The organism is Streptomyces sp. NBC_00076 (assembly GCF_045041235.1).
GTDB lineage: Bacteria > Actinomycetota > Actinomycetes > Streptomycetales > Streptomycetaceae > Streptomyces.
In genome coordinates this window covers 7,932,885-7,949,929 of the sequence record NZ_CP108242.1, presented here as the reverse complement: position 1 = coordinate 7,949,929, position 17,045 = coordinate 7,932,885, and the positions used below count along the sequence as shown (strand labels likewise).

The window sequence follows — 17,045 nt, the reverse complement described above, 5'->3', positions numbered from 1 at the left end:
TTCGGTCAAAGTCGGTCAGCGGACTTGCAGACCTTGCGTTTCGGACGCGAGCAGGAACCGGGAGAGGCCGACCTCACTCGACTCACCGGCCCCTGCCGCGCCCACCGCGCGCCAACGCCACAGGGCGTCAGGGCGCGGGCTCAGGGGGTACTTCTCTTCGGCGTAAGTCGCCAACTCGACGTACTGACAGTGCGGAACGTGTCGTGACCGGGACGCTCGGTGTGGTGCCCCTCCGCCCACTCCTGAGCGCTGCTGTCGTCCGCACTGTGGGCCAGGCAGCGGGCGCATTCGATGAACTGATTGACAGGAATCCCGGAGGGCTTGAGCGTCATGGTCGGCGCCATGGGCAGGATCGTCATGAGGGCTTCCTGTCCTCGTCACGCCACCGGATCCGCCTTGACGTCAGTACCTCGCTGCTCAGATCTTCGTCCGTCGCCACGCGGCACCACTTGGAGTGCACGTCCCACTCTCGTCCGCCACCCTGGGGGCGCAGGTAGTACCGCCCTGCGTATTCGTATTGGAATTTTCCGATAACGCTCTTGGTGGTGTCGACGATGGGGGTTCCGACGGCAGGCAGCCCCTCCGAGTCAGCCCCCGCCATGCTGCCTCCTCTGATGGCGCTTCAGCATGACGACCACATCCGACGCTCTCGAAAGGTCATACTCGGGGCTCTTGGGGTTCGTAGCCCTTTTCCACTCCGCAGCACGGGCGGCGCAATCGTCACACCCGGGCGTCGGCTCTGGAGTGGCACACGTCGGATTCGGGGGATGCACGACCCTCGTCCTTCGCCTTAATGCCACCTCTGCACCTCCCTCACTGGATACAGGCACATAGCAGTACAGCGCCGTCCCGACGCGTATCGTCACTTGCTGTGCGCGGAATGGCACTGCCAGTGTGGCGACTGTTCAGCCGGAATTGCAAGCGAAGCGCGCAGATCTGCAAAATTGCAGTCGGAGTGCTTCGATGGCTCGATGGCTGTGGAAAGCTGTAGCCACGAGACGCGCCGGGCGTCGAGAATGGGCATCCGAGGGGGTGACGATGGCTGAACCGACAGTTCGAACGCGAAGGCTGGGCTCGGAATTGCGCCGGCTCAGGGTGGCGTCAGGGTTGAAGCTGGACGACGTGTCAGAGCGCGTCAACCTCCCGCCGTCGAAGATCAGTCGTGTCGAGAAGGCATTTCTCGGTATCAAGCCGGACGACCTGAGCCGCCTGCTCGACGTCTACGGCGTAGACGACCTGGAGAAGCGGGATGCGCTCCAGTCGTTCGCCCGCCACGGCCGTACCCGCGGATGGTGGCAGCCCTACCGCGACGTCATCTCACCCGCCTACGCCGATCTGATCAGCCTGGAGGCTGACGCGGCCGACATGCGGTCGTACGAGTCGACGCTCATCCCGGGACTCCTTCAGACGTCGGCGTACGCACGTGCGACCATCAGGGCGATCAACATGACGTCGACCGACGGTGAGGTTGACGCCCTCGTCGAAGTCCGCATGGCGCGTCAGTCCGTCCTCACTCGCCCGCAGCCTCTCCAGCTGTGGGCCGTCATCCACGAGGCTGCGCTCCGCCCGAGGGTGAAGAGCGCCCCGCAGGTGATGAGAGAGCAGCTTCAGAAGCTGCTAGACATTGCAAGGCTTCCGCACGTCTCGATACAGGTCCTGCCGCTCGACGCGCCACCCCACGTGGGCATGAGCGGTAGCTTCACGGTCGTCGGGTTCCCAGAGACGTCTGATCTTGACGTCGCTCTCCTGGAGCATCTGACGTCCGCTCTGTATGTCGAGGACGCTGCGGAAGTGAGTCGATACGGCACCGCGTTCGAGCATCTTCGCGCGGCAGCGCTGCCGTTCGACGAATCGGCCGACCTCATTGAACGATCTAAGGACAACATCAAATGACCAGGATCACCGACTCGTCCGCGCCAGGCTTCGAGTGGACGAAGTCGTCTTACAGCGGAGGCAACAACAACTGCATCGAGGTCGCTCACGGCGCCGTTCCCGCGGCTCTGCCCGTGCGTGACAGCAAGCGTCCCGCCGGGCCGGCGGTCGTCTTCGGTGACACCACGTGGGGTGTCTTCGTCGACGCCCTGAAGCGTGGCGACGTCGCCTAGTACAACGCAAAGAGCCCCCGCCGCGTGATGCGACGGGGGCTCTCTCATGGGGGGTGATGCTCGGGTGCCCTGTGCAGGGGCGGTTACACGCTGGCCTCTTCAGCATTGCCGCATCTAGGGGACTATGCCGCGAGTTAGGGAGCCAGGTCCCACGCTCGACGTTCGGCCATCTCCATCCGCAGCAGCACGCCACACCACGCGTCCGCCCGCCATCGCGACGGTTCCGTCTTTCGGAGCTTGACGTCAAGGTGTTCGTCGTGAACACCCCATCGGCGGACGATGCCACGCCAGACAGGGACGACGCGGTATCGAACGGGGTGGCACCGCCGGCCGCACTGTCCGGGCTCGTAACCCGTCTCCGTGGCCATTACCGTCCCTCCGCCTCTTGTCCGCGGCGGAGGAGCTGGACCCGGTCATGAAGGCCGTAGGTGTGCACCCAGTTGACGCCTCCGCGACGCCAGGTAACGACCACGCTGCGGCCGAACAGATTCAAGACGTCCGCAACCTCGATGTCATGCATGGCTGTGTCGAACATGACGTCGCCGACCCGCAAGTCTTCCGCATCGACGACCGGCGGGGCGTCGTCGGTGTTTTCCGTGGGCTGCGTCATCGTCCGTTCACCGGTCCTCGACGCATGAGGCACACGGACTCCCTCTCGTGCATCGTCGACGTCCATGTCTCGCCTGACTCCAGCATCCGCCACGTCACACGCAGGTACGGGGCGTCGGTGCGCTTCATCACCGCCGTGCACGTCGCCGTCTGGTCGTTGTCGTCTCCGCGGTAGTCGACAGACGGGCGGAGGACGTCACCGACGCGCAACTCCTCCGCAGGCACGTCCGGGTAGGTGTTCACGCCTGCCGCCCAATCCGCCTCGTCCGCCGCGCGAAGGAAAGCCGCCGCGATCTCCCGGGCCTGCGCGGGGGTGTGCCGCGTCCCACGACCGAACACGGACGTCTGGACACTGCTCTCACTGTCGAGCACGTACAGATCTTCGCCGTACTCGTCGGTAAACCTGGCTTCCATGACTTCCCCTCACGCCCCCACAGGGCGACGGTTGTTGATGACCTTGCGGGCCTCGTTCAGGTCGACGCGGACGGACCGCGGGTTGCCCGGCTCAAGGTAGAACTTACGGATCCGCGGGTTGTCGCCGTTCGCGGCACCTCGGACCGTCTCCGGCGCGACGCCGATGATTCCCGCAGCCTCCGCGTACGACACGAGTACGCGCGCAGGAGCCTCGTTCACGGGCTCCGGGTCCACTTCCTCCACCTCGTCCGCCTCAGGCTCTCCAGCGGGCTCCTGCGGCTCCTCCGCGTGTGTCTTGCGCGAGTGCACGAGTAGCGAGCCGCCAAGGAACGCGATCGCCGGCCAACCTGCGACGAGGACGCGCAGACCGACGGGGAGGTTGGCCAGGTTCAGGACGCCGGCCGTCGCGATGTTCGCCCCGAGGGAGGCCGCGAGGGAGACGAGGAACCACACCCACGGGGCCGCCTTCGACGAGCCGTCGTCGGTGCGGATCTGCTTCCAGGCCATGACCATCAGCAAGTCGACGCTGACCGGGTACGCCCAAGCCTTCCATCCGCCCTGCCCTGCGGCTTCCGCGATGTCGTGAATGTGGGCGAAGGAGAGGGCGGCAGCGATGACGGCCTGGATCAGGATCGGGTCCCGAAGCTTCTCTCTCATGGCTCCTTCAGTGTGCTTGTGGTGTGCGTGAGTTACGAGCGGAGCCCCCGCCACCGCAATTGGCAGGGGCTCCACGGGTGGTTCAGCGGTTCACGGCGTCCCAGATGGCGCGTCCGACGGTGCCCGGCTTCTGGCTCCCGCAGGCGGACCGCGTGGCGCCGAAGGTCTCGCCGTTCCGCTCAGACCAGTAGCAGACGAATGCCTCGGGGATCCAGGACTTCGCGCCCGGGGTACGGGGTTCGGCGGGCGTAATGGTGCCGACGATGTAGCGCTTGCCCTTGACGGTGACGATCCGGCGGCCCCTGCTGTCCGTCTCCACCTTGGCCGGCTCGTCGACCAGCTTCAGCGTGACCGCGCGGCCGTCCCGGTAGACGATGCTGTAGTCCGTCCGGTTGATCGACGACATGGTCCGGGTGGAACGCTCCCGGACCACCCGCCCCATCATCGCCTCGTTGATCTCCGCGAGTCCCTCCCCCCGGCTGACGATGGTGGTGACGCCGTTCTCAGTGCGCTCGTAGACCTTGTTCATGTCTGCTCCTCCGTCAGTGCCTTGCGTTGCTCCGACTATGACACAGTTATGTCGGCCACCACAACACCTAGCGACAAACGTTTTGCGCTCCTTCCGCAAGCAGCGCCACGAGTCGCCCACTCGGCAGTGTCACCACGTACCCGCCCCGGACCCTCGTCGTCTCGTGCCGGCGCCGGAGGGCCTGGCGGAGGAAATGACGATGCGCCACGTCGTCGATGACGGAGGACCTTCCGCACTCGAAGGTCAGTCGGTACATCACGCGGCATCCGCCACGGTGCGCGTGACCGTGATGGGCTTGTCAGCCGGCACGGTGGCGTCTCCCCCGCCCACGAAGCCGATGTGGACGTGCCCGTCGAACGAAGGCCAGGCGGGGCTGTCAGCCGTCCGCACGTGGCCGTGGAGGACGAAGACGTCCCCTCGTCTGATCTGACGGGCGGTGATGTGCTCTTCGATCTGAAAGGTCATGGCTCCTCCGTGTGTGACTCGCGAAACGGAGGAGCCCCCGCGACCGCAATTCGCAGGGGCTCCAAGGGTGGTTAGGCTGCGACGCTCACGGCCGCGGGGTTCTTCGCGATCACGTCGCGGATGGCCTTGACGGACGGGGCTCCGTGCGTCGCCGGGTTGTCCGGCGTCACGGCCGTGCCCTGCCCGAAGCGACGCGTCTTCCCGGGGGCACAGTCCCGCGAGTGCCACGTCAGGGAGTAGACCCAACGGTCACCCCGGTAGTTCTCGCGCTCCTCCTCGGGGACGAGGTGACCGACCTTGACGTTAAGGAACGGCTCCCCCGCGTACCCCAATGCGGTCCACGTGGCGGACGTCGCCCACCCGTGCGACTCCGCGAAGGACAGGAGGTCGGTCACAGCCTTCGGCGTGGAGTACCCCTCCGGCGGTACGGAGTACAGCGCGACGAGACGTGCGTTGGCGTCACGCAGCTCCTGCCGCTGCTCTTCCGTGCGCTCGGAAGGGTGGATGCGGCGGAGGCGCGACATGACGAGTTCGAGTCGCTCGCTCTCCGCTTCGGGAGTCTCGACAACCTCCGCCAGCGGCGTGACCTCAACTTCGGCGCTGATCGCCATGACCCCTCCTAGGGCTTCGAGGAACCGTGTGTCCCTCACGTGAATGACTATCGCACAGTTATGTCGACCACCACAACCCATGACCGCAAAACGTTTAGCGCTCCTCGATTTCGTCCTGCGGCACCGGTCCGCCGGCACGCTTCATGTCCTTGTGAAGCTGCTCGACGGCCGACTTGCGGTTCGTCGGGGCCGTGGTGTGGAAGCGGTCGAAAGCTGCGCGGACGGCGGAGTCGTTGGGGGCTCGTCGCACGTTCCCTACTCCGTCTCGTCGTCCGTGCTGTAGTCGAATCCGTCGTCGTAGTCGTCCAGGACCGGGGCCGTTTCCGAGCGCTCGACGTAGTAGCGGCGTCGGGCGGCGAGCCGCTCCGCCTCGATCTGCCTCTGAATCTCGATCACAGCTTCCTCCTAAGCCTCGTGCCTGCTCGATTGGGAGCCCCGCCGCGGATTCGAACCGCGCGCCCGCCGGCACTGGGGGTGCCGGGTCGTCATCTCGGGCGATGCCTAGACGGGGCGTGGTGCTAAAGGCACTGGCAGATGTAGCAAAACCCGTCAGCGGTGCAGTTCTTCACGTGTCGCGAGATCTGCTCTTCCTGCCGCTCCTCGTCGTCGATGCACTCCGGGCACGGGGAGTCGTAGAAGCAGACGATGTTTCCGTTGGGACACTCGTGCGGCATGGTCTCTCCTCCTACGGCCTGCCTCCTCAGCGCGGGTAGGCCATGTCCCGCGGACGCCCCGGAGGGCGTTTCGGCTACAGCGCGGGGACGGGGAGCGTCGCCTCCGCCAGGGCCGCGACCTCCGGCGACATCATGGCGTCGGGGATGACGTCGCCCCACAGGTCCGTATCGACGCGGAAGCCGGCATCGACGAAGTGGTTGGCCACGGCCGACGCGTCGTAAGCACACGGCATGCTGAACGTGGCCAGGTTCCGACCGTTGATGCTGTCGTCTACGAACACGTTGTAGCCCATGGCTTCCTCCCCTGTGGTCTGCCTCCTCAGGCCCGGTAGACCAATCCCGGACGACGCCCCTGAGGGCGTTTCGGCTACGACCAACGGAGCCGGTGGCCGCGCCAGTAGATACGTCGGCCGTCGCGAACAACCGTGGTGATCTGCTCCTCACGCACGTTCACGGAGCTGTAGAAGCGCCGGCTCCCCTGGACGAACGAGAATTCGAGCATGTAGGTCAGCGGACCGGCGCTCTCGACGCCACGGGGGCGGATTTCGCCATCACGCCAGGGGCCGCACGCGACGATGCCGCCCGTGTACGTGTGGCCGAAGTCGTCCGTCGCGGTGACAACGTCCCCCGACTCGATGATGTCGATAGCAGCCATCTCGTCCCCTCCCCTGGGGCGCCCCGTGTGAGGCGCCCCGCGTGTGTGCCTTGCGTTGTGATGACTATGGCACGGCTATGTCGGCCACCACAACCCAGTAGCGCAAAACGTTTGTCGCTACTTGCCGGCGTCGAGGAACTCCGCCAGGCGGATGATGTCCGCGGCCGTGTGCTCCATACCTTCGAGGAGTGCCTTCGCCTGCGTCACGATGTCGCCGCGCATGCTGACGACGGGGACGCGCCCCGGGAGGGTGGCCGGCTCGTCGACCTTGCGGACCTCCCTCGCCCACGCGATGTAGTCGCCGCGCTCGTCAACGACGCGATAGGGAAGGTGCGGATCGTCGCTGTCCACCACGCCGACGGTGCCCGTGCGGCCCGCCATGTGGCTGCTGCACGCCTCCGCTCGGACGATCTGAACCTTGTCGCCAACCTTGATGGGAGCGGACTTCGTCGTCTCCTCCGCCTCCACCTCTCCCCCGTCGATCTCGTCGGCCAGGGCCAGGATGCCGCGGGCGAAGGCGCGGGCGGCGTTGGGGCTCACGTACGCGTCCATGGCGAACTCACTCCGCTTGCGCGCCACGAACCCTACCGACGAGCCGTCGCGGCTTGCTGTGATGTCGTCGACACCATCGAACGTGGCGGACTCGCACTTGAGCGTGTACTCGGTCATGTCTCTCCTCGTGTGTGATTGGTGGAGCGCAAAACGTTTAGCGCTCGTCAGTCAGAGGGACTCGACGGCGAAACCCTCGGGCCATGTGGCGTCACTCCGGGCCTCCACGGCGTACATCACTTCGTCGCCCCAGAAGGCGGCCTCGTCGTGGCGAACGCCCTGAACGTCGTACTCGTCGAGGGAGGGAAGTCGGTTCATGGTCGGTGCTCCAGTTCGTTTAAGAGTGAGTTACTTACGCTGCAAGGCCGTTGGCGTCGGCCACGGCGCGGGCACTTGCGACCCCGCGGACGCGGAGCCGGCGGAGGGCTACGCCGCTGATGGCCATGTCGGCGCACGTCTGCTGGTCGTCCTGCTTGGTCATTCCGACGCCGTAGAAGGCACGGAGCGCGAGGGACTGGCGCTGCGGTATCTGCGTCATGAGCCACCGGGCCAGGTCGCAACGCTCCACAGAGTCGGTGACGTCGGAGGAGGGGTCTTCGATCACGTCGGCGAGAGTGAGGTTGGATCCGTCGGCGTCGTGGCTGCCTGCCTGCGCGTCCAGGCTCGTGGTGCCCGCGAGTGCTTCGAGGATCGAGACGAACATCTCCCGGGAGATCCGGTGCGTGGCGCTCTTCTCGCCCTCCAGCTCCTTCCACACCTTTTCGACGTCGCCACCGTGGCGCCACAGGAGGTGACGGACGACGATTGCGGCCGTTGCGGGGATGGCCACGGCGCACGAGCTGCTGATGTGAGCTTCCGCGACGGCCCGTCGAGCCGCCCGGTAGACGTACGAGGTCAGCTGAGCCGACGACGCTTCCGACCGGTAGTCACGAACGTGCTGGATCAGCACTGCTCGCGCTTCCTGGAGGTAGTCCTCCGCGTCCTCCGCGCTGGCTCGGGGCGCCACGCTGCGGACGATCCCGCGGAGCATGGCGTCGCATCCCTGGACGATCGCCCACATGGCGTCAGTGTCGCCGGCCTGTGCTGCACGGATCTGCTCTGCGGTGATCGTCTCGCGGCTCATGTGGACTCCTCCGTGTGTGGCTTGTGCTTGTGTTGTGTCGTAATCCAGGGGTGATGTGACGCTGGAGATTAAGTGACGTGGGTCACACAGTGATTCAGGGAGACAAAAGCCCCCGTCCCTCGAAGGAACGGGGGCTCAGTCCGACAAACGTTTTGCGGTGCTCAGACAGAGAGGTAATGCACTGCCAGGCCGAATGCCTCAGCAATCGTCACGTCAGCCACGGCCAGCGGGCAGGACTCCCAGCCCGCCATGCAGTACAGGGCAGTTGCTACGGCCCACTGAAGCGCAGCGCTGAACGCGGGGACGGCGTTCAGGATGCTCGCCACGTCGTCGAGAGCTTCCAGCTCGTCGCTAGTGCTCTGCGGCCCCGTTATGATGATCAACTGTTGTTCCCCCTGAGAGCGGGATCGTTTCTTCGCCCTCCCAACGAGTGAGGGCGCGATCCATGGATGCGGAGACGCCCTGAACTGCCGCTACCGCGTAGGGCAGCCATCGGACGCCATTCTTCAGTTCTTCTCGAAGAGCCTGGCGACGGTCATCGAGTGCCGTCGCCTCCGTCGGGCGGGATATGCCGGTCGCTGCCTGCCGGCCCCCGTCCGCATCCACTCCTGACCGTCGGCGGCCAGGCATGGTTACTGCGTCGTCGTATACGTTCACGAACTGACGAACTTCGGACACCGCGTGCTCAAGTGCATCGAGTAGTTCGATCATTCGCAATCCGTCTGCGACCTGATCAGGACTGTAAGTCACACATCCTCCACGGGCAATGACCAAGTGGCGGGATCAGCTCCGCTATCCGCACCCCTATGTCCCTGCTTGTCCGACTATCACGTACGGGGTGATCGACCTGTTTATGTCGGCCACCCAATCTCACCTGGAGTTATGTCGGCCGACACAACTTCAGGGGGCATGTTTCGGCGTTATTAACTCGTGACCATGTGAAGGACTTGTGTAGGTCACTCACACGTCACCGAACTCCGCTACGTAGCCATGTCAACTCCGGCTGTGAAGCTCTCACCTGTGCTTTCTGAGAGCCACTCAACTACGTCCCGGTCAGCCTTCAGGCGGTTACAGAGGGCGCAGGCAGGGGCCAAGTTGAACCACTCGTGAAGACCACCATGTGCAAGCGGACGAATGTGGTCCACCTCCGGTACAACCATTTGCCCGAAGTCCGCGTCACAGTAGACACATGACCACACCTCCAGCTCCGCCCACCGTCGCAGACAGTCACGTCGGGACGGATAGAGCGGCGGCTCAGGGGGTCGCAGAGAGGGCGTGATGTGCATGGGACGCGGGACCGACCGCGCGGCAGTGGGGCGATATCCCGCCACCGCACGGGCAACTGTGGTCGCGCGTCCCGCACTCGGGGGCACGAGACGCGCGGGTGTCACTTGCGCTGCTCCTCCGCCGCACGCGCCTCGTCAGGGTGCGCCGCGTACCAAGGATCGTTCTGCATCATGGTGTTCGCCTTCTTCATGTAGAGGGATCCCCAGCTCTGCCCGCCCACGTCGGGGTCGGTGTCGATCGGAATCCCGCGGATCGTCGTCGCCATGGCCTCCCCGATCTCCTTTGCGACGGTCTCCGCTTCACGCTCGGGGGCGTCCGCCACAATCTCGTCGTGGACGGGAAGCAAGACGCGATTGATGAGTCCGCGGTCGTAGATCTCCAACATGCCCTGAGCGAAGATGTCCCGGGCCGTGGACTGGATCTCTCCGTTGAAGCTGGCATACGCCGCATCCCGGTCGAAGACGAGCCGGCGTCCGGACGGAGTCCGCAGGGTGTAGCCGTTCCGGATCACCTTCCCCTGAAGCTGCTTGATGTAGCGCGCGAGTCGGGGATAGGTGCGCTTGTACCCGCGGACGGCGTCCTGTGCGGCAGAGAGACTGAGACCCGTCTGAGCGGCAATCGTCGCTGCCCCTCCGCCGTAGGCCACCCCGAGCTGTACGACCTTCGCCACCTTGCGCTGACCGGTGGTGAAGTCAGGGCCGTAGACGGACGACGCCGTCAGGTTGTGGAGGTCCGCTCCGCGGAGGATCGCGGCCGTCATCTTCTCGTCACCGGACAGAGCCGCCATGACGCGCGGCTCCACCGACGAGTAGTCGATGGACATCATGCGGTGTCCCTCGTCCGCGATGACTGAGTGCCGGACCTCCCACTTGCCCGACGGGAGCTGCTGGAAGGGCGGGTCAGAGATGGACATGCGAGCCGTCCGGGCCGCGAGTGCCCCGATCTTCGGGTGGACTCGGTCGTTCTCGTCGGCCGTCCGGAGCATGGCCTCCGCGTAGCTCGTGCGCCACTTCGACGCGCGCTTACTGCGGAGGATCGCCATCGCGAGCGGGTTGGGAGTGCGCGACTGGATCGGCTCCCAGTCCTTGTCGACGTCGGCCAGACGCTTCAGGACCTTACCGTCGACCTGGACGGCTCCGCCGTCCGTGCGCTCCGGGATCACCTCCCCCATACCGAGCAGCGCCTCAGACACCTGGCGCGTGCTGTTGATGTTCTCGACGCCGTACTTCTTCGCCTCCGCGGCCCACCGCGCGGACTCCTCCAGCAGCTCCTGAGACAGGCGCGTCGTGTACTCACGGTTGATGCGCATCCCCCGCCGCTCCACGAGGGCGCAGACGAAAGCAACTTGGTGCTCGAACGGGATGAGCGCGGGGTTGATGCCCAGCTCTCTGACGCGCTGCTGAACCTTCGGCAGGAGTCGTGACGTGAGGATCACGTCCCCGCCGGCGTAGCTCAGGTACAACGGGTTGTCGATGTCGATGTACGCCCAGCCGTCATCCTTCGTCCGGCCGATCTTGTGGAACTCCTCGATCAGCCCGTTCTGGGTGTCCGGCGCGGACGGATCGACGTAGTGCTCCGCTGCCTCCTTCAGCTTGTTGCCGGGGCCTCCCTGGTCCTTCCGGCGCGGGTCCGACAGGTGGAGGTGGATGTACGTGTCCAGGGTCTTCGGGGCCAGGTCCTCCAGCGTGACGCCCGGGATGTGACGGTCCATCGCGAGTTGGTCGAAGTTCTGGTTCTGCATCGACAGAGCAGGGAGCGTGTTCGCGGCCCACGCGGCGTGCTCCGTGAGTGCCTTGCCTTTCTCGACCTGGAGCACCCATGCCTGATCCGGCGTGCCGTACTGAACCGTGCGGATGCGGAACCCTTTGGTGAACGTCCCGAGTCCGGTCGTCTCTGTGTCCAGGGCTACGCGCTCTCCGCGGCTAGCGGCGTCGGTGACGTACTGGCGGAAGAGCCGGAGGTCGTCGTCGTTCTGAGGCACGTAGACGGGTATCCGCTGCCCCAGTACGGGGAAGCTGTGCGTGATCATGCAGCCTCCTTAGGCTCTCCGAAGATGTTTGTCGGCCCGTCAGTCGATGCATCGGGCTCTTCCTCTGCGCGGCTCGCGATCTCCCGCTCCTCGTCGGTTGCGAGTCGAAGTCCGTCGAAGCCCCATCGACCGCCGCGCTTGTCCTTCTGGAAGTTGCGGCTCTCCAGCTCGACGCCCAGAGCCCAGCCGCTCAGCACTTCCTTGCGGCTCAGTCCCGCGTCCTCCGCCCACTCCGCGTAGGCGCGACGGACAGCCATGGGGGCGACGCGGGCGCCACGCTCTTGTACGCAGCGGGCCGTCAGGAACTCCTGTAGGCGGTCCTCCGACTCCCGGTAGTCCTGCGTCGCAGCCTGGACGGAGGCAGGCTCCTGGAGGCCGCTCTCGTACCACTCAGACGCCCCTCGCACGGCCCACGCGAGGATGCCCTCCGCCTCGTCGCGTAGCTTCGCGGGGAGGGACGTGTCAGCCTTCGAGCCGCGGAACGTAGCTTCGAACGGAACCAACTTCACCCGTCGCCAGACGCCCAAGTCCTGCGAGAGGATCGCGGGCTTGTAGTTGCCGGCCACCATGAGCAGGAAGTTCGGGACGTAGGTGAACGGGTTTTGGTTCAGGAAGCGGCACGTCACCGGATCGCCACCCGTCAATTGTTTGACGAGGGCCTCCGCGAGACGGCTGTACTTCTCCGTCTCGCTCGCCGTCACCAGCCGCGCCCCACGGAGCGACGCGAGTTCGGGCGACGCCTGGCCCACGTTCACGCGCTGCTCGAACGTCGAGAACTCCGTTGACTTCGTGATCCCGCGGAAGACGTAGAGGATCGCGTCCAGGAATGCGCTCTTCCCGTTCGCTCCTCCTCCGTGGAGGAAGGCGAAGCACTGCTCAGACGTCGACCCCGTGATTCCGTAGCCGACGAGGCGTCGCATGTACCCCGGAAGCTCAGGGTGATTGGGGAAGATCTCCGCGAGGAACTGCTCCCACCTCACCGCCTCCGCGTCCGGCCTGAACGCAACGTCGAGACGCTTCGTGACCATGTCCGCGGGAGTGTGCGGGTGCAGCTGTCCAGTACGGAGATTCACCGTGCCGTTACGGACCGACAGAAGCTCCGGGTTGGCGTCGAAGTCCCCTGCCTGTGCCGGCACTCCGGGGACGGACGGCAGGACCTTGATGACGTCCTCGATCGCACGGTTGGTCAGAGCCTTCAGCGCCAACTTCCGCGAGCCGTCGTCTCCCGACGCGATCAGCTCTGCGCCCATCTGGATCAGGGCCGACCTGACCTCGTCGTTACCGGGCGACCACACGGCGCCGTCCCAGACGAGGAAGCCGAGCCCCGGGGCGTAGCGCACTCCCCCGCCGTTGCGAGACATGTAGTCGCGGAGCCGTACCGCAATACCTGCGTCCGTCTGGTCGAAGGCTTCGCGAGCGGAGACACCCATCGTCTGAAGGGCGGCGTCCGTAGCGGAGAGGTCCGGCTCCGTCTCCGTCGAGGGGGCGGGAGCCGGGGCCGGCGTCTCCAGCTCGACGACGGACGCGGCCCGAACAGCGAGATGCATCTCTCCGGCGAACGTCTCCGGTGTCCGCTCCCGCCACGCCGTCAGGTCCTCTCCGCGGTTGGGGAAGGACAGCTGACGCGGAGGGTTGCCCGCCTCGACGAGAGCCTTCGCGAGAGCCTTCGTCCCCCGCTCTCCTGCGGCGTCGGGGTCGAACGCGATGACCACGTCACGGCCGGCCAGATGCTCGACTAGTTCCGCCAGAAGCGCGGCGTTGTTGGCCAGGGCGGCGCCACGGATGATGAGCGCGTCATATCCGACGCCAACCGACGTCAGCCCGTCTCCGGGACCCTCAGTGATGAGGATCGTGTCGTATCCCGTGCCCGCGGAGAGGACGCCGTACTTCGACCACGTCCTCCCATCCACGTTCGTTAGGGACATCCACCGCGCGGGGCACTTGCAGGAGAGGTCGCGCCCCTGTAGCCCGCGGATAACGCCGTCGAAGCCGACGAGCGGGACAGTGAGGCGCGGGTAGCGGGTGAAAGAGCGGGAGAGCCACGGCCGCGACTGTTCCGCCTGCGTCGACACGCCGACTCGTAGGTCCGCGCACATCTCGGGAGTGACGCCGAAGCGACGAGCCGCGTAGTCCAGCGCCTCCGTGGAGAGGGGCGCCATACCCTCCGCATCCTGGAGTGCGTCCGCCCACTGCTCGACGGCCATCCGTAGACCCGCGATCTCCGCGATGCCTACGGACTCCGGAGCCTTCGCGCTGATGGTTTTCGCGCCCTGGCCGTCGACGTCGAAGAGGTCCGACTCCGACACGCGGAGCTTCGCCAGGATCTCCGGCTTCGGGCATCCGGTGCGGCAGACGAGCAGGAGCATGCCGTTCGACTTCAGGGTCAGCTTCAGCGACGGGTGGTTCCTGTCTGCATGCGCGGGGCAGAGCGCAAGGTAGCCGTCGTGATCAGGCTCGACCCCCTCCAGTCGCCCCAAGATCTCTGTCAGTCGCAAGGTCTCTCCCCTCGTCATACAGCGGAAGGGGCGCCCCCGGGAGGACGCCCCTTGTGTCAGTGCTATGCGGTTGTAGTGCGTGAAGCGTTTTGCGCTACTCGTCCTCGTCGTAGTCCTCGTACGTGATGGGACCGTCCGGGCCGGCGGACGTCAGGTAGTTGCCCGCGTGCTTGTCGCCGCGAGCCATGGCGTGACCGACCCATCCGCGCGCGTCTTCAAGGGGCATCTCCCCGCCGTCGTACTCGTCGCCGTCCGGGTACACGGTGAGCGTGCCTGAGAATTTGATGACTGCCTGTTTCACGCTGCCTCCCGGTGCTGATGGTCGATCAGTGCGTAAGCCGTTGGCGCTGCCGCACGAAGCGCATCCTCCATGTCCCGGAGCCGGTTGAGGAGCCGTACATCGGTGCGGACATCCCGCACGACGTAGCCGTCCTCGACGCCCTTCATGCGCCGCTTGACGACCGCACAGCCGAAGGGCTGGTCGGCGTGGATCGCCTCCCGGTTCGCCTGCGCGATGTAGTCGGAGAGAGTGATCGTCTTCTCCGCCTTCAGCTCCGCGGCGTGGAGGTAGTAGCCGGCGACGTCACCGATGTCGAGGCGACCCATCTGAACGTTCCGATGGGCCGCCGGGTTGTGGTTCTCGCGTATGTAATTGGTCCAGAGGGTTTCCCATGCGGTCCCCTTCGCCTTAGCCGGATTCGCCGACGTCCTCACCTCTTTCCACCCAGACCTCTACGAGGTCAAGGCCGTCGTGTGTGTCGACGACGACAGGCGCGGACTCGACTTTCCACGTCCGGTCTCCGTAGGTCAGAGTGCCCACGTCGTCTCTGCTCTGCTCGTCAGCCATCGTCGATCAGTCCTCTCCCCGCCCGGCGACCCCCGCCACCGCGCATATATGCAACTCGGCTTACCCGAGTACCGAGGTCTGAGTCAACTAACGCGCGAACAGGTGTACGGGTTACTCGTGTTCACCAGGCTTTCACAGATGTGCGGGGGGTGTGGACGGGTCGTCAGACGTCTGACGCGCGGTCTCCTCGTCCCTGTGCACCGTCGCCCAGACCCAAAGGAGCATGAGGGAGGCCAGGGCGACGACTGACGGGATGAGCGTTGCTGCGATCAGGAGTTGCTGCATGACGTCACCAGAGGTCTCGAACGATGACGAGCGCCTCACCGTTGTCGAGGTCGTCGAGGAGACGAATGATCGCCGCCGCTGCGCTCAGCTCTTCACCGTCTCGTCGGTTGAACACTCGGTTGCCCTCGTGGACGGGCGGGATGATCGTCTGATCCTGGCCGCCTGACTCCTCCGTCGTCTCGACCTTGTGCGCGTAGATGCGGCTCACTGGCTCTCCCTCCAAGGCAGTTCGTCGGTCGGAGTCCCCGACTCGACGCGGAACAGCAGCTCCCACCCGTTCTCGGTGCGCTTGTAGATCTCGCCCCCACGCACGCCGGAGTAGCCTTCCGGCCACGCCACGGCGTGCTTCGCCAGTCCTAGACCCGCGTGGCACTTCACCGCCGGCCGACGGTCCGGGATGATCGTCGCGAATACCTCTACTCGAAGCTTCGAGTAATACAGGGCGCACTGCTCTGCCATGCTCGTCACTCTGACTCCAACTCCCTCATGAACTCCTCCGTCAGCCACGGCCACGAGGCATACACGCATCGCGGCTTGTCGAACTCGACGGGGATCGGGTCGGGGAAGGCGCGGACGACGACGGTGTCCGGTTCACGGATCACTCGTCCTCGTCCTCCTCGTCGCGGTTCCCGAACGAGAAGTCGCGCTGATAGGCCCCCGTGACGTAGTGGACCGTGTGAGTCTCCACGGCCCTCACCTCAGGGTCCGCGCGGAGCGACTCGACGAGCGCGCTCGGGTTGTCCGTGTACTCGTCCTCGGGGTCTTCGCTGCCCTTGCGGTACGCGCTGACGCAGTAGGTTCCGCCGTCGAAGATGCCCATCAGCCCGCCACCTTCCGCCACTCCGTCGTGGTCACCTCGACGCGCTCCACCTCGTCGGCCTCCACGGTGCGGTCGTAGTCCCATGGGTCGTGGTCGTCCTGGTGCTCCGTGAGCCCCCGCTCGTAGTAGACGCGCCACGCCTTGCCGTCGTCCGGGGCGCGGAACACGAGTTCGTGGACAGACGCCCATCGCTTCGAGTCGACCTGTTCGCGGTGCAGGATCTCCGGGGCGTCGTCCGCCCACGCTCCGGGGAGGTCCCACTCGTCGAGCTGCTCGCGGGTGAACTCTCGGGTTGCCACTAGCTCTCCTCTCGGTTCATCACAACCACTTGCGCGCCCCTCGACAACGCAACTCCCGCGGCCTCCCAGTACTTCGGGAAGTCGCGGCGGCTCGTCGCCACGGGGCGGATGTAGATCAGATCTCTGGGGCCAGCGTCGCGGACATCGCCCAGTGCGGGCGCGTTGGCGTCGTCGATGACGTGGAGTGCGGTCACGCCAGCACCTTCGTGTCGAAGCCATAGCCCTGGACGCGACCGTCAGCGAAGTGAACGAACGCCTCCGGGCTGTCAGCGGCCATCCACTTGTGCCCGAAGTCGAAGTCTTGGATCGGCTCGCCGTAGATGCTCGGGACGTCGTCGCCCTTGTCAGAGCCCCACTGCTCGGACCACCGGTTGCCGCAGCATGAGCAGTCGCCCGCACCGTCGAAGTAGAGGCCGACACGCTCCGCCCGGTAGTTCGCGTGCTCTGCGTCGTCCGCCTCCACGATCACGTAGTGCGTGATTCCGCGGTCCGCGTCGAAGTCGAAGCCCCCACCGCTGTTGTTTTGGTTGTACTCGAAGAACATGCTCTCTCCCCTCGTAGCTCCTACGCCGAAAGCCCCCGGGACCGAAGT

At 65.7% G+C, this 17,045-nt stretch carries 31 protein-coding genes and 2 other RNA genes; 2 read left to right on the top strand and 31 right to left on the bottom strand.

Annotated elements, in window-relative coordinates; translation table 11 throughout:
- Positions 1 to 140: 140 nt before the first annotated feature.
- Entirely contained in the window at positions 141 to 359 is a 219-nt protein-coding gene (locus tag OHA64_RS35865) for a hypothetical protein (protein WP_405620355.1), read from the bottom strand.
- A gap of 679 nt (positions 360 to 1,038) precedes the next feature.
- Here OHA64_RS35865 and OHA64_RS35860 point away from each other — a divergent pair.
- Both OHA64_RS35860 and OHA64_RS35855 read left to right on the top strand, forming a co-directional pair.
- Positions 1,039 to 1,893 carry a helix-turn-helix domain-containing protein gene (locus OHA64_RS35860; RefSeq protein WP_405620353.1) on the top strand — a complete coding sequence of 285 codons (855 nt, stop codon included), beginning with the start codon at positions 1,039 to 1,041 and terminating at the stop codon, positions 1,891 to 1,893.
- Positions 1,890 to 2,105 carry a DUF397 domain-containing protein gene (locus OHA64_RS35855; RefSeq protein ID WP_405620351.1) on the top strand — a complete coding sequence of 72 codons (216 nt, stop codon included), beginning with the start codon at positions 1,890 to 1,892 and terminating at the stop codon, positions 2,103 to 2,105. Before OHA64_RS35860 ends, OHA64_RS35855 begins: the two co-directional genes overlap by 4 nt.
- A gap of 367 nt (positions 2,106 to 2,472) precedes the next feature.
- On the opposite strand, the gene OHA64_RS35850 is transcribed toward OHA64_RS35855, so the two are convergent.
- The 30 genes from OHA64_RS35850 to OHA64_RS35705 form a co-directional block, all read right to left on the bottom strand.
- Positions 2,473 to 2,715 carry a hypothetical protein gene (locus tag OHA64_RS35850; protein ID WP_405620349.1) on the bottom strand — a complete coding sequence of 81 codons (243 nt, stop codon included), beginning with the start codon at positions 2,713 to 2,715 and terminating at the stop codon, positions 2,473 to 2,475.
- Positions 2,712 to 3,128 carry a hypothetical protein gene (locus tag OHA64_RS35845; RefSeq protein WP_405620347.1) on the bottom strand — a complete coding sequence of 139 codons (417 nt, stop codon included), beginning with the start codon at positions 3,126 to 3,128 and terminating at the stop codon, positions 2,712 to 2,714. Before OHA64_RS35845 ends, OHA64_RS35850 begins: the two co-directional genes overlap by 4 nt.
- Positions 3,129 to 3,137: 9 nt before the next feature.
- Positions 3,138 to 3,785: a DUF2637 domain-containing protein gene (locus OHA64_RS35840; protein ID WP_405620345.1), complete on the bottom strand. Its 648-nt coding sequence runs from the start codon at positions 3,783 to 3,785 to the stop codon at positions 3,138 to 3,140.
- An 82-nt stretch (positions 3,786 to 3,867) separates the two neighbouring features.
- Positions 3,868 to 4,314 carry a hypothetical protein gene (locus OHA64_RS35835; protein WP_405620343.1) on the bottom strand — a complete coding sequence of 149 codons (447 nt, stop codon included), beginning with the start codon at positions 4,312 to 4,314 and terminating at the stop codon, positions 3,868 to 3,870.
- A gap of 255 nt (positions 4,315 to 4,569) precedes the next feature.
- Positions 4,570 to 4,779 carry a hypothetical protein gene (locus OHA64_RS35830; protein WP_405620341.1) on the bottom strand — a complete coding sequence of 70 codons (210 nt, stop codon included), beginning with the start codon at positions 4,777 to 4,779 and terminating at the stop codon, positions 4,570 to 4,572.
- Positions 4,780 to 4,850: 71 nt separating this feature from the next.
- Positions 4,851 to 5,390 (bottom strand): hypothetical protein, encoded by a 540-nt coding sequence (locus OHA64_RS35825; protein WP_405620339.1) that lies wholly within the window; start codon positions 5,388 to 5,390, stop codon positions 4,851 to 4,853.
- 94 nt (positions 5,391 to 5,484) lie between these two features.
- Positions 5,485 to 5,640 carry a hypothetical protein gene (locus OHA64_RS35820; RefSeq protein ID WP_405620337.1) on the bottom strand — a complete coding sequence of 52 codons (156 nt, stop codon included), beginning with the start codon at positions 5,638 to 5,640 and terminating at the stop codon, positions 5,485 to 5,487.
- 5 nt (positions 5,641 to 5,645) lie between these two features.
- On the bottom strand, positions 5,646 to 5,786 hold the full coding sequence (locus OHA64_RS35815; RefSeq protein WP_405620335.1) for a hypothetical protein: 141 nt from the start codon (positions 5,784 to 5,786) through the stop codon (positions 5,646 to 5,648).
- Positions 5,787 to 5,908: 122 nt separating this feature from the next.
- On the bottom strand, positions 5,909 to 6,064 hold the full coding sequence (locus OHA64_RS35810; protein ID WP_405620333.1) for a hypothetical protein: 156 nt from the start codon (positions 6,062 to 6,064) through the stop codon (positions 5,909 to 5,911).
- 12 nt (positions 6,065 to 6,076) lie between these two features.
- An RNA gene (locus tag OHA64_RS35805) (hammerhead ribozyme type II) lies at positions 6,077 to 6,140 on the bottom strand.
- Positions 6,139 to 6,357, bottom strand: coding sequence for a hypothetical protein (locus OHA64_RS35800; RefSeq protein ID WP_405620331.1), 219 nt, complete (start codon positions 6,355 to 6,357; stop codon positions 6,139 to 6,141). Before OHA64_RS35800 ends, OHA64_RS35805 begins: the two co-directional genes overlap by 2 nt.
- A gap of 12 nt (positions 6,358 to 6,369) precedes the next feature.
- An RNA gene (locus OHA64_RS35795) (hammerhead ribozyme type II) lies at positions 6,370 to 6,433 on the bottom strand.
- Positions 6,432 to 6,719: a hypothetical protein gene (locus OHA64_RS35790; protein ID WP_405620329.1), complete on the bottom strand. Its 288-nt coding sequence runs from the start codon at positions 6,717 to 6,719 to the stop codon at positions 6,432 to 6,434. The genes OHA64_RS35795 and OHA64_RS35790 overlap by 2 nt, the downstream gene beginning before the upstream one ends.
- A gap of 117 nt (positions 6,720 to 6,836) precedes the next feature.
- Positions 6,837 to 7,388, bottom strand: a complete 552-nt coding sequence (locus OHA64_RS35785; protein WP_405620327.1) for a hypothetical protein — start codon at positions 7,386 to 7,388, stop codon at positions 6,837 to 6,839.
- 51 nt (positions 7,389 to 7,439) lie between these two features.
- A complete protein-coding gene (locus OHA64_RS35780; RefSeq protein ID WP_405620325.1) occupies positions 7,440 to 7,586 on the bottom strand; it encodes a hypothetical protein in 147 nt (48 codons plus the stop codon).
- 34 nt (positions 7,587 to 7,620) lie between these two features.
- Positions 7,621 to 8,391 (bottom strand): sigma factor, encoded by a 771-nt coding sequence (locus OHA64_RS35775; protein WP_405620323.1) that lies wholly within the window; start codon positions 8,389 to 8,391, stop codon positions 7,621 to 7,623.
- Between the two features lie 161 nt (positions 8,392 to 8,552).
- Positions 8,553 to 8,774, bottom strand: a complete 222-nt coding sequence (locus tag OHA64_RS35770) for a hypothetical protein (protein ID WP_405620321.1) — start codon at positions 8,772 to 8,774, stop codon at positions 8,553 to 8,555.
- 597 nt (positions 8,775 to 9,371) lie between these two features.
- A complete protein-coding gene (locus OHA64_RS35765) occupies positions 9,372 to 9,677 on the bottom strand; it encodes an HNH endonuclease (protein ID WP_405620320.1) in 306 nt (101 codons plus the stop codon).
- Between the two features lie 101 nt (positions 9,678 to 9,778).
- Positions 9,779 to 11,707 carry a DNA polymerase gene (locus tag OHA64_RS35760; protein ID WP_405620318.1) on the bottom strand — a complete coding sequence of 643 codons (1,929 nt, stop codon included), beginning with the start codon at positions 11,705 to 11,707 and terminating at the stop codon, positions 9,779 to 9,781.
- Positions 11,704 to 14,202 carry a phage/plasmid primase, P4 family gene (locus tag OHA64_RS35755; RefSeq protein ID WP_405620316.1) on the bottom strand — a complete coding sequence of 833 codons (2,499 nt, stop codon included), beginning with the start codon at positions 14,200 to 14,202 and terminating at the stop codon, positions 11,704 to 11,706. Before OHA64_RS35755 ends, OHA64_RS35760 begins: the two co-directional genes overlap by 4 nt.
- 94 nt (positions 14,203 to 14,296) lie before the next feature.
- Positions 14,297 to 14,503, bottom strand: a complete 207-nt coding sequence (locus tag OHA64_RS35750; RefSeq protein ID WP_405620314.1) for a hypothetical protein — start codon at positions 14,501 to 14,503, stop codon at positions 14,297 to 14,299.
- Complete coding sequence (locus tag OHA64_RS35745) at positions 14,500 to 14,808, bottom strand: hypothetical protein (protein WP_405620312.1); 309 nt, start codon at positions 14,806 to 14,808, stop codon at positions 14,500 to 14,502. Before OHA64_RS35745 ends, OHA64_RS35750 begins: the two co-directional genes overlap by 4 nt.
- Positions 14,809 to 14,890: 82 nt before the next feature.
- The gene (locus OHA64_RS35740) at positions 14,891 to 15,049 is read right to left on the bottom strand and encodes a hypothetical protein (RefSeq protein ID WP_405620310.1); all 159 of its coding nucleotides are present in this window, start codon (positions 15,047 to 15,049) and stop codon (positions 14,891 to 14,893) included.
- 289 nt (positions 15,050 to 15,338) lie between these two features.
- Entirely contained in the window at positions 15,339 to 15,542 is a 204-nt protein-coding gene (locus OHA64_RS35735; protein ID WP_405620308.1) for a hypothetical protein, read from the bottom strand.
- The gene (locus tag OHA64_RS35730; RefSeq protein WP_405620306.1) at positions 15,539 to 15,793 is read right to left on the bottom strand and encodes a hypothetical protein; all 255 of its coding nucleotides are present in this window, start codon (positions 15,791 to 15,793) and stop codon (positions 15,539 to 15,541) included. The genes OHA64_RS35735 and OHA64_RS35730 overlap by 4 nt, the downstream gene beginning before the upstream one ends.
- A 5-nt stretch (positions 15,794 to 15,798) precedes the next feature.
- Positions 15,799 to 15,936, bottom strand: coding sequence for a hypothetical protein (locus OHA64_RS35725; RefSeq protein WP_405620304.1), 138 nt, complete (start codon positions 15,934 to 15,936; stop codon positions 15,799 to 15,801).
- The gene (locus tag OHA64_RS35720; protein ID WP_405620302.1) at positions 15,933 to 16,154 is read right to left on the bottom strand and encodes a hypothetical protein; all 222 of its coding nucleotides are present in this window, start codon (positions 16,152 to 16,154) and stop codon (positions 15,933 to 15,935) included. The genes OHA64_RS35725 and OHA64_RS35720 overlap by 4 nt, the downstream gene beginning before the upstream one ends.
- Positions 16,154 to 16,453, bottom strand: coding sequence for a hypothetical protein (locus OHA64_RS35715; RefSeq protein ID WP_405620300.1), 300 nt, complete (start codon positions 16,451 to 16,453; stop codon positions 16,154 to 16,156). The genes OHA64_RS35720 and OHA64_RS35715 overlap by 1 nt, the downstream gene beginning before the upstream one ends.
- On the bottom strand, positions 16,453 to 16,647 hold the full coding sequence (locus OHA64_RS35710; protein ID WP_405620298.1) for a hypothetical protein: 195 nt from the start codon (positions 16,645 to 16,647) through the stop codon (positions 16,453 to 16,455). The genes OHA64_RS35715 and OHA64_RS35710 overlap by 1 nt, the downstream gene beginning before the upstream one ends.
- Positions 16,644 to 16,997 carry a hypothetical protein gene (locus tag OHA64_RS35705; protein ID WP_405620296.1) on the bottom strand — a complete coding sequence of 118 codons (354 nt, stop codon included), beginning with the start codon at positions 16,995 to 16,997 and terminating at the stop codon, positions 16,644 to 16,646. Before OHA64_RS35705 ends, OHA64_RS35710 begins: the two co-directional genes overlap by 4 nt.
- Positions 16,998 to 17,045 lie beyond the last annotated feature (48 nt).

Excerpts from the sequence above, each read along its gene's own strand:
- OHA64_RS35785 (WP_405620327.1), bottom strand. The coding sequence starts at position 7,388 with ATGACCGAGTACACGCTCAAGTGCGAGTCCGCCACGTTCGATGGTGTC.
- OHA64_RS35840 (WP_405620345.1), bottom strand. The coding sequence starts at position 3,785 with ATGAGAGAGAAGCTTCGGGACCCGATCCTGATCCAGGCCGTCATCGCT.
- OHA64_RS35745 (WP_405620312.1), bottom strand. The coding sequence starts at position 14,808 with ATGGGTCGCCTCGACATCGGTGACGTCGCCGGCTACTACCTCCACGCC.
- OHA64_RS35720 (WP_405620302.1), bottom strand. The coding sequence starts at position 16,154 with ATGGGCATCTTCGACGGCGGAACCTACTGCGTCAGCGCGTACCGCAAG.
- OHA64_RS35855 (WP_405620351.1), top strand. The coding sequence starts at position 1,890 with ATGACCAGGATCACCGACTCGTCCGCGCCAGGCTTCGAGTGGACGAAG.
- OHA64_RS35760 (WP_405620318.1), bottom strand. The coding sequence starts at position 11,707 with ATGATCACGCACAGCTTCCCCGTACTGGGGCAGCGGATACCCGTCTAC.
- OHA64_RS35800 (WP_405620331.1), bottom strand. The coding sequence starts at position 6,357 with ATGGGCTACAACGTGTTCGTAGACGACAGCATCAACGGTCGGAACCTG.
- OHA64_RS35705 (WP_405620296.1), bottom strand. The coding sequence starts at position 16,997 with ATGTTCTTCGAGTACAACCAAAACAACAGCGGTGGGGGCTTCGACTTC.
- OHA64_RS35860 (WP_405620353.1), top strand. The coding sequence starts at position 1,039 with ATGGCTGAACCGACAGTTCGAACGCGAAGGCTGGGCTCGGAATTGCGC.
- OHA64_RS35865 (WP_405620355.1), bottom strand. The coding sequence starts at position 359 with ATGACGATCCTGCCCATGGCGCCGACCATGACGCTCAAGCCCTCCGGG.
- OHA64_RS35845 (WP_405620347.1), bottom strand. The coding sequence starts at position 3,128 with ATGGAAGCCAGGTTTACCGACGAGTACGGCGAAGATCTGTACGTGCTC.
- OHA64_RS35780 (WP_405620325.1), bottom strand. The coding sequence starts at position 7,586 with ATGAACCGACTTCCCTCCCTCGACGAGTACGACGTTCAGGGCGTTCGC.
- OHA64_RS35730 (WP_405620306.1), bottom strand. The coding sequence starts at position 15,793 with ATGGCAGAGCAGTGCGCCCTGTATTACTCGAAGCTTCGAGTAGAGGTA.
- OHA64_RS35810 (WP_405620333.1), bottom strand. The coding sequence starts at position 6,064 with ATGCCGCACGAGTGTCCCAACGGAAACATCGTCTGCTTCTACGACTCC.
- OHA64_RS35850 (WP_405620349.1), bottom strand. The coding sequence starts at position 2,715 with ATGACGCAGCCCACGGAAAACACCGACGACGCCCCGCCGGTCGTCGAT.
- OHA64_RS35740 (WP_405620310.1), bottom strand. The coding sequence starts at position 15,049 with ATGGCTGACGAGCAGAGCAGAGACGACGTGGGCACTCTGACCTACGGA.
- OHA64_RS35835 (WP_405620343.1), bottom strand. The coding sequence starts at position 4,314 with ATGAACAAGGTCTACGAGCGCACTGAGAACGGCGTCACCACCATCGTC.
- OHA64_RS35830 (WP_405620341.1), bottom strand. The coding sequence starts at position 4,779 with ATGACCTTTCAGATCGAAGAGCACATCACCGCCCGTCAGATCAGACGA.
- OHA64_RS35765 (WP_405620320.1), bottom strand. The coding sequence starts at position 9,677 with ATGCACATCACGCCCTCTCTGCGACCCCCTGAGCCGCCGCTCTATCCG.
- OHA64_RS35790 (WP_405620329.1), bottom strand. The coding sequence starts at position 6,719 with ATGGCTGCTATCGACATCATCGAGTCGGGGGACGTTGTCACCGCGACG.
- OHA64_RS35825 (WP_405620339.1), bottom strand. The coding sequence starts at position 5,390 with ATGGCGATCAGCGCCGAAGTTGAGGTCACGCCGCTGGCGGAGGTTGTC.
- OHA64_RS35775 (WP_405620323.1), bottom strand. The coding sequence starts at position 8,391 with ATGAGCCGCGAGACGATCACCGCAGAGCAGATCCGTGCAGCACAGGCC.